The organism is Rhizobium sp. 01T437, from assembly GCF_056398505.1.
Window position 1 is genome coordinate 271,393 of record NZ_JBFTPM010000009.1, and the last position, 14,679, is coordinate 286,071.

Annotated in this window: 16 protein-coding genes; 9 read left to right on the plus strand and 7 right to left on the minus strand. The window is 61.5% G+C overall.

The window, feature by feature from the left end:
- Window positions 1-11: 11 nt before the first annotated feature.
- Window positions 12-575, plus strand: a complete 564-nt coding sequence (locus AC1DM5_RS20865) for a biotin transporter BioY (RefSeq protein ID WP_477821899.1) — start codon at window positions 12-14, stop codon at window positions 573-575.
- Here AC1DM5_RS20865 and AC1DM5_RS20870 read toward each other — a convergent pair.
- Window positions 572-973 carry an acyl-CoA thioesterase gene (locus AC1DM5_RS20870; RefSeq protein WP_477821900.1) on the minus strand — a complete coding sequence of 134 codons (402 nt, stop codon included), beginning with the start codon at window positions 971-973 and terminating at the stop codon, window positions 572-574. The two genes, AC1DM5_RS20865 and AC1DM5_RS20870, sit on opposite strands and share 4 nt — an antisense overlap.
- 186 nt (window positions 974-1,159) lie before the next feature.
- On the opposite strand from AC1DM5_RS20870, the gene AC1DM5_RS20875 reads away from it, so the two are divergent.
- From AC1DM5_RS20875 to dxs, 5 genes are all read left to right on the plus strand, one after another.
- Window positions 1,160-2,095, plus strand: a complete 936-nt coding sequence (locus AC1DM5_RS20875) for a histone deacetylase family protein (protein WP_477821901.1) — start codon at window positions 1,160-1,162, stop codon at window positions 2,093-2,095.
- A gap of 2 nt (window positions 2,096-2,097) precedes the next feature.
- Window positions 2,098-2,349, plus strand: a complete 252-nt coding sequence (locus AC1DM5_RS20880; protein WP_003545921.1) for an exodeoxyribonuclease VII small subunit — start codon at window positions 2,098-2,100, stop codon at window positions 2,347-2,349.
- 89 nt (window positions 2,350-2,438) lie between these two features.
- A complete protein-coding gene (locus AC1DM5_RS20885; protein ID WP_477821902.1) occupies window positions 2,439-3,206 on the plus strand; it encodes an SDR family NAD(P)-dependent oxidoreductase in 768 nt (255 codons plus the stop codon).
- 89 nt (window positions 3,207-3,295) lie between these two features.
- Window positions 3,296-4,219, plus strand: a complete 924-nt coding sequence (locus AC1DM5_RS20890) for a pirin family protein (RefSeq protein ID WP_477975515.1) — start codon at window positions 3,296-3,298, stop codon at window positions 4,217-4,219.
- Between the two features lie 102 nt (window positions 4,220-4,321).
- Window positions 4,322-6,238 (plus strand): 1-deoxy-D-xylulose-5-phosphate synthase, encoded by a 1,917-nt coding sequence (gene dxs, locus AC1DM5_RS20895; RefSeq protein ID WP_477821904.1) that lies wholly within the window; start codon window positions 4,322-4,324, stop codon window positions 6,236-6,238.
- Window positions 6,239-6,261: 23 nt separating this feature from the next.
- Here dxs and AC1DM5_RS20900 read toward each other — a convergent pair whose 3' ends face one another.
- Both AC1DM5_RS20900 and AC1DM5_RS20905 read right to left on the minus strand, forming a co-directional pair.
- On the minus strand, window positions 6,262-6,600 hold the full coding sequence (locus AC1DM5_RS20900; RefSeq protein WP_477821905.1) for an Atu4866 domain-containing protein: 339 nt from the start codon (window positions 6,598-6,600) through the stop codon (window positions 6,262-6,264).
- Window positions 6,601-6,602: 2 nt separating this feature from the next.
- Complete coding sequence (locus AC1DM5_RS20905; protein ID WP_477821906.1) at window positions 6,603-7,340, minus strand: SDR family oxidoreductase; 738 nt, start codon at window positions 7,338-7,340, stop codon at window positions 6,603-6,605.
- 174 nt (window positions 7,341-7,514) lie between these two features.
- On the opposite strand from AC1DM5_RS20905, the gene AC1DM5_RS20910 reads away from it, so the two are divergent.
- Complete coding sequence (locus AC1DM5_RS20910; RefSeq protein WP_477975517.1) at window positions 7,515-8,390, plus strand: AraC family transcriptional regulator; 876 nt, start codon at window positions 7,515-7,517, stop codon at window positions 8,388-8,390.
- Between the two features lie 125 nt (window positions 8,391-8,515).
- Here the strand turns inward: AC1DM5_RS20910 and AC1DM5_RS20915 are convergent, their stop codons facing one another.
- Complete coding sequence (locus tag AC1DM5_RS20915; RefSeq protein WP_477975519.1) at window positions 8,516-10,462, minus strand: methyl-accepting chemotaxis protein; 1,947 nt, start codon at window positions 10,460-10,462, stop codon at window positions 8,516-8,518.
- 313 nt (window positions 10,463-10,775) lie between these two features.
- On the opposite strand from AC1DM5_RS20915, the gene AC1DM5_RS20920 reads away from it, so the two are divergent.
- Together AC1DM5_RS20920 and AC1DM5_RS20925 are read left to right on the plus strand one after the other, a co-directional pair.
- Window positions 10,776-11,522: a TlyA family RNA methyltransferase gene (locus tag AC1DM5_RS20920; RefSeq protein ID WP_477823686.1), complete on the plus strand. Its 747-nt coding sequence runs from the start codon at window positions 10,776-10,778 to the stop codon at window positions 11,520-11,522.
- Window positions 11,519-12,769: a class I SAM-dependent RNA methyltransferase gene (locus tag AC1DM5_RS20925; protein WP_477823687.1), complete on the plus strand. Its 1,251-nt coding sequence runs from the start codon at window positions 11,519-11,521 to the stop codon at window positions 12,767-12,769. Before AC1DM5_RS20920 ends, AC1DM5_RS20925 begins: the two co-directional genes overlap by 4 nt.
- 7 nt (window positions 12,770-12,776) lie before the next feature.
- Here AC1DM5_RS20925 and AC1DM5_RS20930 read toward each other — a convergent pair whose 3' ends face one another.
- From AC1DM5_RS20930 to AC1DM5_RS20940, 3 genes are all read right to left on the minus strand, one after another.
- Window positions 12,777-13,250: an SRPBCC family protein gene (locus AC1DM5_RS20930; protein WP_477823688.1), complete on the minus strand. Its 474-nt coding sequence runs from the start codon at window positions 13,248-13,250 to the stop codon at window positions 12,777-12,779.
- Window positions 13,251-13,254: 4 nt separating this feature from the next.
- Window positions 13,255-13,620 carry an ArsR/SmtB family transcription factor gene (locus tag AC1DM5_RS20935; RefSeq protein ID WP_477823689.1) on the minus strand — a complete coding sequence of 122 codons (366 nt, stop codon included), beginning with the start codon at window positions 13,618-13,620 and terminating at the stop codon, window positions 13,255-13,257.
- 296 nt (window positions 13,621-13,916) lie between these two features.
- Window positions 13,917-14,669 carry a crotonase/enoyl-CoA hydratase family protein gene (locus AC1DM5_RS20940; protein ID WP_477823690.1) on the minus strand — a complete coding sequence of 251 codons (753 nt, stop codon included), beginning with the start codon at window positions 14,667-14,669 and terminating at the stop codon, window positions 13,917-13,919.
- Between the last annotated feature and the right edge of the window lie 10 nt (window positions 14,670-14,679).

Sequence of the window (14,679 nt, forward strand, 5' to 3'; positions counted from 1 at the left end):
TGGAGATCACGATGAGCACGCGCGACCTCGTTCTTGCCGCTCTTTTCGCCGCGATCATCGTGGCTCTCGGCCTGTTGCCGCCCATCTATCTCGGCTTCATCCCAGTGCCGATCACCGCGCAATCGCTCGGCGTCATGATGGCAGGCGTCGTGCTTGGCGCAAGACGCGCCGCGATTGCCGTGCTGATCGTACTGGTGCTCGTAGCCATCGGGCTGCCGGTGCTTTCGGGTGGCCGCGGCGGGTTTGCCGCTTTCGTGGCCCCAACCTCCGGCTTCCTGTTCGGTTGGGTCTTTGCCGCTTTTGTGACGGGCTTCCTCAGTGAACGGCTGGTTCACGGCGATCAGTCCGGCCTCGTCCAGACGGTAAGCTTCTTCCTTGCCGCCATGATCGGCGGCATCGTCGTGCTTTACGCCTTCGGGATCGCCTATCTGGCCCTTGCAGCAAATATCGGCCTGAAGCAGACCTTTGTGGGCAGCATGGCATTCATCCCAGGTGACGTCATAAAGGCCTTCGTCGCAGCGCTCGTCGGCCGGGCCGTCATGGCCGGCTATCCACTCTTGCGGATTCGCGCTTAATCCAGGAAGCCATAGAGCCAGTCGCGCGTCTCTTCGGGAAGCGATACTGGCGAGCCGTCGTCGCGGCTGCGTGCCTGCCAGGTGATTTCGACCTCGGCGGCACGCTCATCGTCAATCTCGGCGGCGATGAGAAAGCCGATGGAGCGCACACCGATCTTGTCGACGGCAGCGGTGAAGGTCACTGCTTCGTGATAGTGCAATGGCCGATGAAGGATGCAGGACACTTTGGCGGGAGTATAGGCAGGCTCGTCCTCCACATCAGGTCTCAATGACCAGAAACCGGCAAGTACGGATTCGGCATAGGAAATATAGGAGGCCAGAAACATCTGGCCGTTCATATCCACATCACGAAACGGTATGCGCAATTCCACCACGTCCGGGCGGTTCGTCTTACTCATTTACAGGTCTGCCTTGCAGGTTATCAGCTCGACCCTAGCATGGGGTCCGTCGAAGTAAACGAAACAATTAAAATAGCGTAAACGGAGGATTCTGAGCGTTAACCGCGACGACGTGGCTTGTTGAAATCGACGCACAGCGCTCCATCTGCTGTGGATCATGACATTTGCGACCGATAGAGTGCCGGCATGAGCACCCGTCTTTACGAACATCCCATCTTTCTCGAGCACGTGACGCCGTCAGGCCATCCCGAGCGCTCCGACCGTATCCGCGCGCTCAATGTCGCGCTGGAGCATCCGAATTTCGAGCGGCTGGACCGAAAGGAAGCGCCGCAGGCGAATGAAGACGCCGTGCTGCTTGCCCATCCGGAAGAACATCTGATCGCTGTCATGCGGCAGATCCCGGAAGAGGAAGACAAGATCAACCAGCTCGAAGCCGATACCTATGCCAGCCAGAAGAGCCTGCAGGCCGCACTGACCGGGATCGGCGGGGCGATGGCCGCCGTCGACGACGTGTTCCGCGGCAAGGCCGACAATGTGTTCGTCGCGGCGCGCCCGCCGGGTCACCATGCCGAAAAGATGACAGCGATGGGCTTCTGCTTCTTCAACAACGCGGCGATCGCTGCCCGCCATGCGCAGAAGGCTCACGGCGCCGAGCGCGTCGCCATCGTCGACTGGGATGTGCATCACGGCAATGGCACGCAGGATATTTTCTGGGACGATCCCTCCGTGCTTTTCTGCTCCACCCATCAGATGCCGCTTTATCCCGGCACCGGCGCCAAGGACGAAACCGGCGCGCATGGCACGATCGTCAACGCGCCGCTTTCGCCCAATGTCGGCAGCGATCATTTCCGCGAGGCGTTCAAATCGCGCGTGCTGCCGGCACTCAACGATTTCCGGCCCGATCTCATCATTATCTCTGCCGGATTTGACGCCCATCACCGCGATCCGCTGGCGCAGATCAACCTGACCGGCGAGGATTTCGACTGGGCGACGGGACGTCTTCTGGAGGTTGCCGACCGCAGCGCCAATAACCGGGTCGTCAGCCTGCTGGAAGGCGGGTATGATCTTGAAGGACTCGCCGAGTCGGCGGGCATGCATATCCTCAGAATGATGAAGGGTTGAGAATGACTGACAGCGCCAAGCCGGAGGTTTCCGGTCTTTCCTTCGAAAAGGCGGTTGCCGAACTCGAAAGCATCGTTGCCCGGCTAGAACGCGGCGACGTGGCGCTGGATGAATCCATCGAGATTTACGAGCGCGGCGAAGCGCTGAAGAAGCATTGCGAAACGCTGCTTTCTGCCGCCGAAAACCGTATCGAGAAGATCCGTCTCGACCGCGCCGGCAAGCCGCAGGGCGTCGAGCCGCTCGACGGCGCCTGAAGCGCTTACCGAAACTCCCTTTCAAGACGCTTGGCGACCCGCTTCCAACCGATCTATGATCCCGCGATAAACATCAAGGGAACAGCAAGATGACGGACAGATTGAAGGGCAAGGTTGCCATTATCTCGGGTGGTGCGACCGGTATGGGCGGTGCCGCCTCAAAGCTCTTTGCGGCCGAGGGTGCGCGTGTCGCCATCATCGACCGCAATGGCGAGGCGGCAGCGCAAACCGTCAACGAGATCCGCGCAGCCGGCGGCGAAGCCGATTACTGGACGGCCGATGTTTCCGAAGAGGCGGCAGTCAATGCCGCCGTTGCCGGCGTCGAAGAGCGGTATGGGCCGGTCACCGTGCTTTTCAATCATGCCGGCACGATCGTCATCAAGCCTTTCCTGGAAACCACGCTGCAGGAATGGGACTGGCTGCACGCAGTCAACGTGCGCTCCATGTTCCTGATGACCAAGGCGGTGTTGCCGAAGATGATCGAAGCCGGCGGCGGCTCGATCGTCTGCACCTCCTCGATCTCGGCGGTTGCGGCAACGCCTATGGAAGTGCTCTACGATACGACCAAGGGCGCGGTGCATATGTTCGCACGCGCCATTGCCGTGGAATTCCGCGACCGCAATATCCGCTGCAATGCCGTCTGCCCCGGTTTCATCCGCACGCCGCATGGCCTGCGCGAAGTGAAGGAATTGCAGGCGCATGGCGTCGATGTGTCCGACGCGGCCATTGCCGCTCAGCAGGGCCGGATCGGCGAACCCGAGGATGTCGCCCGCGCCGCGCTCTATCTCGCCAGCGATGAATCGGTGTTCGTCAACGGCGCCCATCTTTTCGTCGACAATGGTTTTACGGCAATCTGACGGCTTCCCGACGATCTCGGAAACAGACCCTTTCGCCCCAGGCCCGCAGGCGCTATCTGTGGCAGAAGTCTTTGTGATTGGAGTGCGCCATGTCCTTCTTCCCCGGTAAAGATCCCCTGCCCGGCGATGCTTTCGCCTGTGATGCGATCGAGAACCTGATCATTCCGCGCACCAGCGATATCGGCGGCTTCCAGGTGCGCCGCGCCCTGCCAACGCGCCAGCGCCGGCTTGTCGGGCCGTTCATCTTCTTCGACCGCATGGGGCCGGCGATCCTAAAGCCGGACGAGGCGCTGGATGTGAAGCCGCATCCGCATATCGGCCTTTCGACGGTCACCTATCTCTTCGATGGCGAAATCCGCCATCTCGACAGCCTCGGCACGGAAAAGGTGATCCGCCCCGGCGATATCAACCTGATGACGGCCGGACGCGGCATCGTGCATTCGGAGCGCACGCCGGACAATCTGCGCGGCCATCCGCTTCTGATGTCCGGACTGCAAACGTGGCTGGCACTGCCTGACGACAAGGAGGAGATCGACCCCTCCTTCGTCCATACCGAAAAGGGAGAGATGCCTCTGATCGAGACCAACGGCGTGCGTGGGCGCGTCGTCATCGGCTCGTTCGAGGGGCTCACCTCGCCGGTGAAGGTGTTTACCGATACGCTTTATGTCGATCTCGACTTACAGCCGGGTGCAAAATTTCCCTTCGGCGCGGCTCATGAGGAACGTGCCGTCTATGTGCTGTCAGGCGAGGTCGTCATTGCCGGTGACAGGTTTGCGGCAGACCAGCTTCTTGTCTTCCGGCCCGGCGATGCGATCACACTCGAAGCTGGGACTGAGGGCTGTCATCTGATGCTGTTCGGCGGCGCCGCGCTGAATTCCAAGCGCTACATATGGTGGAATTTCGTGTCCTCCTCGAAGGAGCGGATCGAGAAGGCCAAGGAGGAATGGCGCACCGGCCGCTTCGATATCGTTCCCGGCGATGAAGAGGAATTCGTGCCTTTGCCGGAGGGCTGAAGTGCTCTAAGGTGAAAAACTTGCGGTTATGCAAATGTAGTTGTTTTGCCGCAATTCAATCGAATAAAGCAAAGCCGATCAGTCAAAGAAGAGCGCCCGCCCGTGACACAATCCCCGAAGACCCCGCTGCTCGATCAGGTCACCTATCCTGCCGACCTGCGCAAGCTCGAGGATCGCGATCTGCCGCAGCTTGCACGCGAAGTCAGGGACGAAATGATCGATGCCGTCTCCCGCACCGGCGGGCATCTCGGCGCAGGTCTCGGCGTGGTGGAGCTGACGATCGCCATCCACAACGTCTTCAACACGCCTGACGACCGGCTGATTTTCGATGTCGGCCATCAATGTTATCCGCACAAGATCCTGACCGGGCGCCGCGACCGCATTCGCACGCTGCGCCAGGAAAACGGTCTCTCGGGCTTCACGCGCCGGGCCGAAAGCGAATACGACCCCTTTGGTGCTGCACATTCCTCAACCTCGATTTCCGCCGGCCTCGGCATGGCTGTTGCTGCCGATATCGACAGGACGGACCGCCGCGTGATCGCCGTCATTGGCGACGGGGCGCTGTCGGCCGGCATGGCCTATGAGGCGCTGAACAATGCCGGCGCGCTCGATGCCCGCCTGATCGTCATCCTCAACGACAACGACATGTCGATCGCCCCGCCGACCGGGGCGATGAGCGCCTATCTCGCCCGCCTTGCCTCCGGGCGCACCTATATGGGCTTCCGTGACTTCGGTAAGAAACTGACGGCCTATCTCGGCAAGAACATCGACCGGGCGATCACCCGCGCCGTCGAGCATGCCCGTGGCTATGTGACCGGCGGGACGATGTTCGAGGAGATGGGCTTTTATCATATCGGGCCGATCGACGGTCATTCCTTCGATCACCTTCTGCCCGTGCTGCGCAACGTGCGCGACAATGCCAACGGCCCGGTGCTGATTCACGTCGTGACCCAGAAGGGCAAGGGCTATGCGCCGGCGGAAGCTGCAGCCGACAAATATCATGGCGTCAACAAGTTCGATGTCATCACCGGCACGCAGGCGAAGGTGAAGCCGAATGCACCGAGCTATACCAATGTCTTCGCCGAGACGCTGGTCCAGGAAGCAACGCTCGACGACCGTGTCGTCGGCATCACCGCCGCCATGCCGAGCGGCACAGGCCTCGACAAATTCGCCGAGATCTTCCCATCACGCTATTTCGATGTCGGCATTGCCGAACAGCATGCCGTGACCTTCGCCGCCGGCCTTGCCGCCGAAGGCTTCAAGCCTTTCGCAGCACTCTATTCCACCTTCCTGCAGCGCGCCTATGACCAGGTCGTGCATGACGTGGCGATCCAGGGCCTGCCCGTGCGCTTCCCGATCGACCGTGCCGGTTTCGTCGGCGCCGATGGACCGACGCATGCCGGCTCCTTCGACACGGCATTCCTCGCCACCCTGCCCGGCTTCGTCGTCATGGCAGCATCGGATGAGGCGGAGCTGAAGCATATGGTGCGCACTGCCGTTGCCTATGATGCCGGTCCGATCTCGTTCCGCTATCCGCGCGGCGAAGGTGTCGGTGTCGACATGCCAGAGCGCGGCCAGATCCTTGAGATCGGCAAGGGGCGCATCGTCAAGGAAGGCACGAAGGTTGCGCTTCTTTCCTTCGGGACGCGGCTTGCCGACTGTCTGCTGGCCGCCGAAGACCTCGATGCCGCGGGTCTCTCGACGACGGTTGCCGATGCACGCTTTGCAAAGCCGCTCGACCACGCCCTGATCCGCCAGCTTGCGCGCCACCACGAGATCCTCATCACCGTGGAAGAAGGCTCCGTCGGCGGCTTCGGCAGCCAGGTCATGCAGTTCATGGCGATGGATGGTCTTCTCGACCGTGGTCTGAAGGTACGCTCGCTGGTTATGCCCGATATCTGGATGGAACAGGCTAAGCCGGAAGCGATGATCGCCCATGCCGGTCTCGACCGTGCCGGCATCGTCTCGACTGTGTTCAACGCGCTCGGACGTGGTGTTGCCGTCGGCGTGGCCGGTTAAGGCAGCACGCCGACGGGCTTTTCTCACTCGGGCTTTTTGCCATCACGGTAGAAGATCATTCCGCCGTGATGCAGCACGCCGTCGATGAAATCACCATCGGCGGTAAAACCGGTATCGTCCCAATATTCGATATGATCGCCGGTCACTTCATAGCGACCCTGATAGGCACTCTTTCGTGTACCCCTCGCCTCGTCATAACGGCCGTTCGGCAGCAGTTCCTGCCGGATATGGCCGTCACCGGTAATCCACATTCCGAGGTAGGGGCCGAGATAGGGATGGTTCTGCATTTTCGTTTCCTCTGAAAGCGCGGATGAGGCGGCAAGCGAAAGCACTGCCCCGGCGAGAGCCCCGCGTGTCCGCATGGTCACAGTCCCACGCTCGCCGTCGGGCGGACGGTGATGTCGTTGACATCGACATCCTCGGGCTGCTCGATGGCGAAACGGATCGCCCGGGCAATGGCATCGGGCTTCAGGGCGATCTCGCGGAAGGCGACCATGGCTTCGGCCGAAAAAGGTTCGGTGATAGTCTCGGCGAGTTCGGATTCGACGACGCCGGGATAGATGCAGGTGACGCGAAGCTTCTTGTTTTCCTGACGCAGGCCATCGGAGATTGCGCGCACTGCATATTTCGTGGCGCAGTAGACGGCAGCCGTCGGTACAACCGCCAAGCCGCCGACCGAGGAGACGTTGATGATCTGGCCGCGCTCCTGTGCATTCATGATCGGCAGTATGGCGGCGATGCCGTAGAGCACGCCCTTGATATTGACGTCGATCATGCGGTCCCATTCCTCGACCTTGAGCGAGGACATCAGCGACAGCGGCATGATGCCGGCATTGTTGACGAGAACATCGATGCCGCCGAAAGCCTCGACTGCCGCCTTGGCGAAGGCCTCGGTATCGGCCCGGTCGGTAACGTCGAGCGCGCGGAACTCGACCGTGCCGCCACCAGCGCGGATTTCCTTTGCCAGCTCTTCCAGCCGATCGGTGCGGCGCGCGCCGATCATCAGCTTGGCGCCGGCAGCACCCAGTTCGCGTGCGGTGCCGGCACCGATGCCGCTGCTGGCGCCAGTGATGAGAACTGTCTTGCCCTTTATACCCGTCATGTTCTTTTCCTCATGCTTCAATCGGGACCGCAGCCGGACGCTGCCGATCCATGCGCATGAGGTTGGGCTTGAAGGGCGGAAACCGATAGCAAGCTTTTCCGGATTTCTTGCACGATCTTCCGAAAGCAGCTTCTGGTTCTTGGCATTTGCGGCAGGAGGGTTCATGCTGCTTTCATGGAAAAGATTGCCGAACTTGCAGATCTGATTGATCGCCATACCGAGACGGATGGAAATTTCGACACGGCGCTGCCGAGGGTCGGCATCATACGATCCTCCGCGCATACCGAGCCAATCCATACGCTCTATGAACCTTCGCTCTGCATCGTGGCGCAGGGGCGCAAGCGGGCCGTGATCGGCGAGATCGCGCATGTCTATGATGCGGCGCATTATCTCGTCGTCGGTGTCGACCTGCCCGTCATCGGCGCCGTCGTCGAGGCGAGCGCCAACCGGCCATACTTGTGCCTTCGGCTGCAGCTCGACCGCGGCACGCTTGCCGAAATGCTGCCGGCCGTAGAGGGGCGTCTGCCGGAAAGTGCGGCGGCCGGCGTCAGTGCCACGACGCCGGAACTAATCGACGCGGCCGTGCGCCTGTTGCGCCTGCTCGACACACCCGAGGATGCAGAGGTTCTGGCGCCACTGATCGAGCGGGAAATTCTCTACCGGCTCATCCGCGGGCCGCAGGGCGCGCTGTTGCGGCAGATCGCCAACGGCGAGAGCAGGCTCAACCAGATCGGCCGAGCGATCGATTTCGTGCGGAAGAATTTCAGCGAGCCCTTTGCCATCGAGCATCTGGCTTCGGTGGCGGGCATGAGCGCCTCATCCTTCTACGAGCATTTCAAGACTGTCATGGCGATGAGCCCGCTGCAGTTCCGGACCCAGCTTCGTCTGCAGGAGGCGCGGCGGCTGATGGTGACGGAGGGGCTGAGCGCGGCCGAGGCGGGTTTCCGTGTTGGCTATGACAGTCCTTCGCAGTTCAGTCGCGATTATGTCCGCGTGCATAGTATCCCGCCACGGCGGGATATCGAGCGGCTGCGCGCAGCGGCTGGTTAGAGCAATTCCAGCAAAAGTGTGCAGCGGTTTTGCGTCCGGAATTGCGTGAAAACAGAGAGGTAGAGCAAAAAGAAAGGGCGGCACCGAATGCCGCCCTTTCTTTTTCATTTCCGAAGAGATCGCTCTCAGAACTCGGTCCAGTCTTCCTGGACGACGGCAGCAGCTGCCGTTGCCTGCTTGCCGCCGAAGGCCCTGTTAACCTTGCCGGCGAGCGCGCGGGCCGGAGAGGCGACCGGGCGGGATGTGGGGGTTGCGGCAGCGGTCCGCTGGAGCGGAGCGGCAGCCTGGGCGCCGAGCTTGAACTGACGCAGCAGGTCGTCGAGGGCGGAGGCTTCCTGGGCGAGCGCGTGGCTGGCGGCCGTCTGCTCTTCGACCATGGCGGCGTTCTGCTGGGTGCCCTGGTCCATGTTGTTGACGGCGGTGTTGATCTCCTGCAGGCCGATCGACTGTTCGCGGGTCGCCGTGACGATCGCGCCGACGTGGTGGTTGATTTCCTGGACTTCGGCAACGATCGCTTCCAGCGCCTTGCCGGTTTCGCCGACGAGGCCGACGCCGGAGTTGACCTGTTCGCCCGACGTGTTGATCAGCGCCTTGATTTCCTTGGCGGCGTTTGCCGAACGCTGGGCCAGTTCGCGCACTTCCTGTGCGACAACCGCGAAGCCCTTGCCGGCTTCACCGGCGCGTGCGGCTTCGACGCCGGCGTTCAGAGCGAGCAGGTTCGTCTGGAAGGCGATGTCATCGATGACGCCGATGATGTTGGAGATCTCGCCAGAGGACTTTTCGATCTGCTGCATGGCCGAAACCGCCTTGCGGACGACTTCGCCGGACTTTTCAGCACCAAGGCGGGTGCGCTCGACGAGCTTGCCGACATCTTCGGCGCGCTTGGCAGAGTCGCGGACCGTGGTCGTGACTTCTTCGAGAGCGGCTGCGGTCTCTTCGACGGCAGCGGCCTGCTGTTCGGTGCGCTTGGCAAGATCGTCTGCGGCGGAGCGGATTTCACCGGCGCCGGCATTGATGGCCGAAGCATTGCGGCCGACCGACTGCAGGGCGGCCTGCAGCTTTTCGACGGCATTGTTGAAGTCGCTGCGCAGGCTGTCATATTGCGGCGCGAAGGCGGTGTGGATGCGGGCTGCGATATCGCCATTGGCAAGACCTGCAAGGCCGCCGGCCAGAGCTTCGACGGCGAAGCGGATTTCGCCTTCTTCGCGGGCCTTCTGCTCGTCGCTGACCTGACGCTGACGCTCGGCTTCGCCGCGCATACGGTCGGTTTCGCCGGCAAGCTGCTGCTTTTCGATGGCAGCATCCTTGAAGACCAGAACGGACTGGGCCATGCGGCCGACTTCGTCCTGGCGTCCGGTTGCCGGAACTTCGATATTGTGGTCACCGCCGGCGAGACGATCCATGGCGGCGGTCATGCCGACGATCGGGCGGACGATGGTGCGCGACAGGGCCCAGGCGAGGCCGGCAGCGGCAAGCGCTGCGGCAATGCCGCCGGCCAGAAGCGTCGTCTTGAGATCGCTGTTGGCGTCCGCCTGAGCCGCGGCGAGTGCAATGGACTTGTCTCGGGCGAGAGACTTGATCTTGGCGGAAGCGGCGCGGAAGCCGTCGAGCTGGCCCTTGGTGGCGTTGACACCGATCTTGACGACCTCTGCGATCGGCGTTTCTGTTTCCTTGCGGGCCTTGGCTTGCGGCTCGGCGAGCTCGTGGAAATAAAGGTCTGCAGCCTTCTGCATGTCGTCGATCATTGAGACGAGCTCAGGCTGGGAAACGGCGGTCTGCTTTGCAGCGGCAATCGCCTTCAGCATGCGCTCGCGGTTGGCAAAAATATCGCCATAGGTGCTGTCGCTGCGGAAGAGGATGAAGCCGCGCAGGTTAACGGCCTGCTCAAGCATGGCCTGCAGCGCGTCATCGATCTGGTTGACGAGAAGCTCGGATTTTTCCTGTTCGGCGGAAGCGCTCGCCGACGTCGTTGCCTTGGAATAAACGAAAGCGGAAACGGATACGAAAATAAGGATGAGTGCTGCGAAAGTGGCCGCAAGCTTACCATTCAGGGATATGTTTCGAGCGAACATCGGTCAATTTCTCCTGGCGACATCAGGCGCGACAAGGGGCGACTACGCAAATGCGCAGCCACAAGACTTCTTGATGAGGGACATGATCGGCGGGGAGGACGCGGGAGCCTTCATGGCACGAAGCGATTCAAAAGCGAGCCGCTGCAATCAAAGGGAACCTATGCGGGCAGGATTTAAAATTGTTTAAATATGGTGCGTCGCAGCACAGGCCGGTTTAGTTTATTGCGGTTCCGGCGATGTGAGCCCGCACCGGCGCGCCCGCGATAACAACAAAATGCTTGCAACCGGCAGCTTTGACGGTCATTCACAGCCGATGTCAGATCAAAACAGCCAGCGCCTCGACCAGCTTCTCGTCACCCTCGGCCTCTTTGCGAGCCGCTCGCGGGCGCGAGACGCCGTGGCGCGTGGCACGGTGAAGGTCGCCGGCAAGGTGGTGACGAAGGCCGGCGCCGTCTTCGGCGCCGATGCGACAATCGAGATCGACGACCCGGCGCAGGATTATGTTTCGCGCGCGGCATTGAAGCTGGTGGCCGCACTCGACCACTTCGGGCTCGACCCGGCAGGACGGCACTGTCTCGATGTCGGCGCTTCGACCGGCGGCTTCACGGAAGTGCTGCTGGAGCGGGGCGCTGCGCATGTAACGGCTGTTGATGTCGGCCACGGGCAAATGCATCCGCGCATATCGGGCAATCCGCGCGTGACAAATGTCGAGGGGCTGAACGCCCGCAATCTGACGGCTGAGGATATCGGCCAGCCCGTGGAGTTCATCGTCTCCGACGTCTCGTTCATCTCGCTCAAGCTGGCGCTTGCTCCGGCGCTCGATATTGCGGAGCTGGGAGCGCTTGCCGCGATCCTCGTCAAGCCGCAATTCGAGGCGGGGCGCGAGGCGATCGGCAAGGGCGGGCTGCTCAAGGATCCGACTTCCGGGCCTGCCGTGGCGGCAGAACTCGAGCGATGGTTCACTGAAGACATGGGCTGGAAGAGTTTCGGGCTCATCCCCTCGCCTATTTCGGGCGGAGACGGCAATCAGGAATTTCTATTGGCAGGGACAAAAGCGTGAGCACGGAAACCATCACCATCGACAGGCTCGGCGCACAGGGCGACGGTATCGCCAACGGCAAGGACGGACCTGTCTATGTGCCCTTCACGCTGCCGGGAGAGACGGTAGCGATCGCCCGCGTCAAGAGCCAGGGCACGGTCATGTCGATCGCCTCGGCCTCCGCCGACCGGCAGGAGCCGCCCTGCCGGCATTTCGGACCAGACGGCGTCAACGGCACCTGCGGCGGTTGCACACTGCAGCATATGGCAGATGTGCCCTACCGCGCCTTCAAGCGGCAGCTCGTCATCGATGCACTGAAGTCCAAAGGGCTGACGCCTGAGGTCGGCGAGATCGTCGCCGCCCATCCGGGCGAGCGGCGGCGGGTGGTCTTTGCTGCACGCAAGACCGAGAAGGATATGCTTGTTGGATTCAACCAGGCCGAAAGCCATCACATCGTCGCCATCGAGGAATGTCCCATCTCGTCGGCGGGGATCATTTCCCGGCTGCCGGCAATCAAGGCTGTCGGGGCGGCAGTCGCGACCAATGCGGATGCCTTCCGCATCGCGGTTCTCGAAACGCTCTCCGGCCTCGATCTCGCGGTAGAGGGCGTCAAGAAGCTGTCCGACCAGCAACGTCGCAAGGCGGTCGAGGTCATACTCGGCCTCCGCGGCATTGCCCGCGTCTCGCTTGATGGTGAAATCCTGATCGAGCCGGCCAAGCCGGTCGTCGAGTTCGGCGGTATCCAGGTCTATCCGCCTGCCGGCGGCTTCACACAGGCGACGAAGCCTGCAGAAGAGGCGATGGCAAAGCTGGTGCTTGCGCATGTCGGCAAGGCCAAGCGGATCGCCGATCTCTTTGCCGGCGCCGGTACCTTTTCGCTGCAGCTTGCCCGTCTCGGCCGCGTGCATGCCGTTGAAGGCGACGGCAAGGCGATTGCGGCACTCGACTACGCGGCGCGCAATACGCAGGGCCTGAAGCCGGTGACCGTCGAAAAGCGCGATCTCTTCCGCCGCCCGCTGATGACCTCGGAGCTCAAAGTCTTCGACGCCGTCGTCTTCGATCCCCCCCGTGCAGGCGCGGAGTTCCAGTGCAAGGAACTGGCGCGCTCGATCGTCAAGAAGGTCGTGGCGGTGAGCTGCAATCCGCTGACGCTTGCCCGCGACCTCGCCATCCTCGTCGAGGGGGGCTACCGAATTACATCGGTCACGCCCATCGACCAGTTCCTCTGGACCTCGCATGTTGAGATCGTCGCGACGTTGGAGAAATAAGCAGCCGTCAGCCGACCTTTTCGCCGGCAAGATAACGGCCCAGCTGGTCGAGTTGTCCGGCGATGCCGGCCTGGCGATATTCCACCTTATCGCCGCCGTCGAGAATGGTGATCTGCTCAGTGACGACAACATGCGTGCCTTCGGCAACCGGCGTCAGGCTGATGGTCGTCAGTGACGAGGAGATGCGCCGCTCATTGTGCGACATCGTATAGGCGTAGACGATGCGGCGATCCCTGACGATGTCTTCGTAACGCGCATCGGCGACATATTCGTCAATCTTGCCGAAGTTGAACCGGCTGATATCACGGCCGCCGACGCGGAAATCATTTTCGGTATAGGTGGTGGTGAAATCCTCGCCGATCGCCTCCCACTGCAGGCGCGCCTTCGGATCGGACCAGGCGGCAAAAACGCGTGGAGCCGGCACGTCATAGGTGCGCTCGATGGAGAAGGTGGAATGAAGGGTGCTGTACTCTTCCTGCATGGTCTTACTCCTTTTCGTTCTGCTTCTCAGGTTTGTCAGGCATTTCCGGATTGGCTTCGAGATATGCGCCCAGTTTGTCGAGGCGATGCTCCCAGAGGGTGCGACGCTCATTGATCCAGGCTTCGGCGGAGCGCAGCGCCAGCGGCTCGATCCGGCAGGTGCGCACGCGGCCGTTCTTTTCCGATCGCACAAGACCACTCGCTTCCAGCATCTGCAGATGCTGGAGAACGGAAGGCAGCGCCATGGACAATGGCTCAGCCAATTCCTTCACCGAGGCGGGGCCTTTGCAGAGCCGATCCACCATGCTGCGTCGGGCTGGGTCTGCCAGCGCCTGAAACATCAAATCGAGTGCATGCGATTGGTTAGGCATGTACCTAACTATAGATATGAGATGGCGAGAGTCAATAAATAGTTTGGCAAATACCTAACTAATCAAGATGGAGGAGTGCGCGGCTGGGATGCACGTCGCCCAATAGTTTCGCAGCGCGGGGGTTAAGCGCGCTGCGAACGGGCGATAGACGTTGGATGAATTCGCACAAGGGGGGTCGTACGAAACACGTCACGCGCCCGGACAGCTCGGGGGAACCATCCTCCATTCATTAGTTAGACTATGTTTAAGAGAGGCTTTAAATTCGCATCTGACAATAACCACTGATTTTTAGGGGCTCAGCGGTGCATGAAAGCCTCGAAGGCAGCACGCGCCTCATCACTTCTCATGCGGGCGGCGAAGTGGCGGGCCTCTTCATCGATGCGCGCGATGATCTCCTCCCGCGGGCAGCGAACGAGATCGCGAGCGATCTTCAACGCTTCCGGCGGTTTGGCGGCAAGCTTTGCGGCCGCAGCGATCGTCTGGCTTTCCACATCTTCCGGCGTCGTCACCTTCCAGATCAAGCCGGCTTCCTTCGCATCCTCAGCCGTAAAGGCCTCGCCGGCAACAAGCATGGCGAAGGCGCGCTGATGGCCCATAATGCGCGGGACGATCAGGCTAGAGCCCGCCTCCGGCACCAGCGCCAGATCGACAAAAGGCGTGCGGAAATGGCTGCGGTCGGAAGCAACAGTCAGGTCGCAATGCAGGTTGAGCGTCGTGCCGATGCCGATTGCTAGGCCATCGACGCCCGAGACGAGCGGCTTTTCGGCATTGACGAGTGCATAGAGAAAATCGATCAGCTCCTGGCCCATGCTGCCGCCCATGGCCACTGCGAGAAAATCGCTGATATCATTGCCGGCCGAGAAGCAGCCTTCGGTGCCGAGAAAGACCGTCACCCGGATATCGGTATCGGCATTGGCGGCATTCAGCGCGTCGGCCATAGTGCGATACATGGCCCGGGTGAAGGCATTCTTCTTTTCCGGCCGGTTGAAACGGATGAGCTGGACGGCCGGATGACCTGCAGACCGTTCGATGATGATGGGATCGCTCATTTTCAGTCTT

What these genes read in the sequence shown, in the direction of transcription:
- AC1DM5_RS20865 (WP_477821899.1), top strand. Translation starts at nt 12, where the DNA reads ATGAGCACGCGCGACCTCGTTCTTGCCGCTCTTTTCGCCGCGATCATC.
- AC1DM5_RS20870 (WP_477821900.1), bottom strand. Translation starts at nt 973, where the DNA reads ATGAGTAAGACGAACCGCCCGGACGTGGTGGAATTGCGCATACCGTTT.
- AC1DM5_RS20875 (WP_477821901.1), top strand. Translation starts at nt 1,160, where the DNA reads ATGAGCACCCGTCTTTACGAACATCCCATCTTTCTCGAGCACGTGACG.
- AC1DM5_RS20880 (WP_003545921.1), top strand. Translation starts at nt 2,098, where the DNA reads ATGACTGACAGCGCCAAGCCGGAGGTTTCCGGTCTTTCCTTCGAAAAG.
- AC1DM5_RS20885 (WP_477821902.1), top strand. Translation starts at nt 2,439, where the DNA reads ATGACGGACAGATTGAAGGGCAAGGTTGCCATTATCTCGGGTGGTGCG.
- AC1DM5_RS20890 (WP_477975515.1), top strand. Translation starts at nt 3,296, where the DNA reads ATGTCCTTCTTCCCCGGTAAAGATCCCCTGCCCGGCGATGCTTTCGCC.
- AC1DM5_RS20900 (WP_477821905.1), bottom strand. Translation starts at nt 6,600, where the DNA reads ATGCGGACACGCGGGGCTCTCGCCGGGGCAGTGCTTTCGCTTGCCGCC.
- AC1DM5_RS20905 (WP_477821906.1), bottom strand. Translation starts at nt 7,340, where the DNA reads ATGACGGGTATAAAGGGCAAGACAGTTCTCATCACTGGCGCCAGCAGC.
- AC1DM5_RS20910 (WP_477975517.1), top strand. Translation starts at nt 7,515, where the DNA reads ATGGAAAAGATTGCCGAACTTGCAGATCTGATTGATCGCCATACCGAG.
- AC1DM5_RS20915 (WP_477975519.1), bottom strand. Translation starts at nt 10,462, where the DNA reads ATGTTCGCTCGAAACATATCCCTGAATGGTAAGCTTGCGGCCACTTTC.
- AC1DM5_RS20920 (WP_477823686.1), top strand. Translation starts at nt 10,776, where the DNA reads ATGTCAGATCAAAACAGCCAGCGCCTCGACCAGCTTCTCGTCACCCTC.
- AC1DM5_RS20930 (WP_477823688.1), bottom strand. Translation starts at nt 13,250, where the DNA reads ATGCAGGAAGAGTACAGCACCCTTCATTCCACCTTCTCCATCGAGCGC.
- AC1DM5_RS20935 (WP_477823689.1), bottom strand. Translation starts at nt 13,620, where the DNA reads ATGCCTAACCAATCGCATGCACTCGATTTGATGTTTCAGGCGCTGGCA.
- AC1DM5_RS20940 (WP_477823690.1), bottom strand. Translation starts at nt 14,669, where the DNA reads ATGAGCGATCCCATCATCATCGAACGGTCTGCAGGTCATCCGGCCGTC.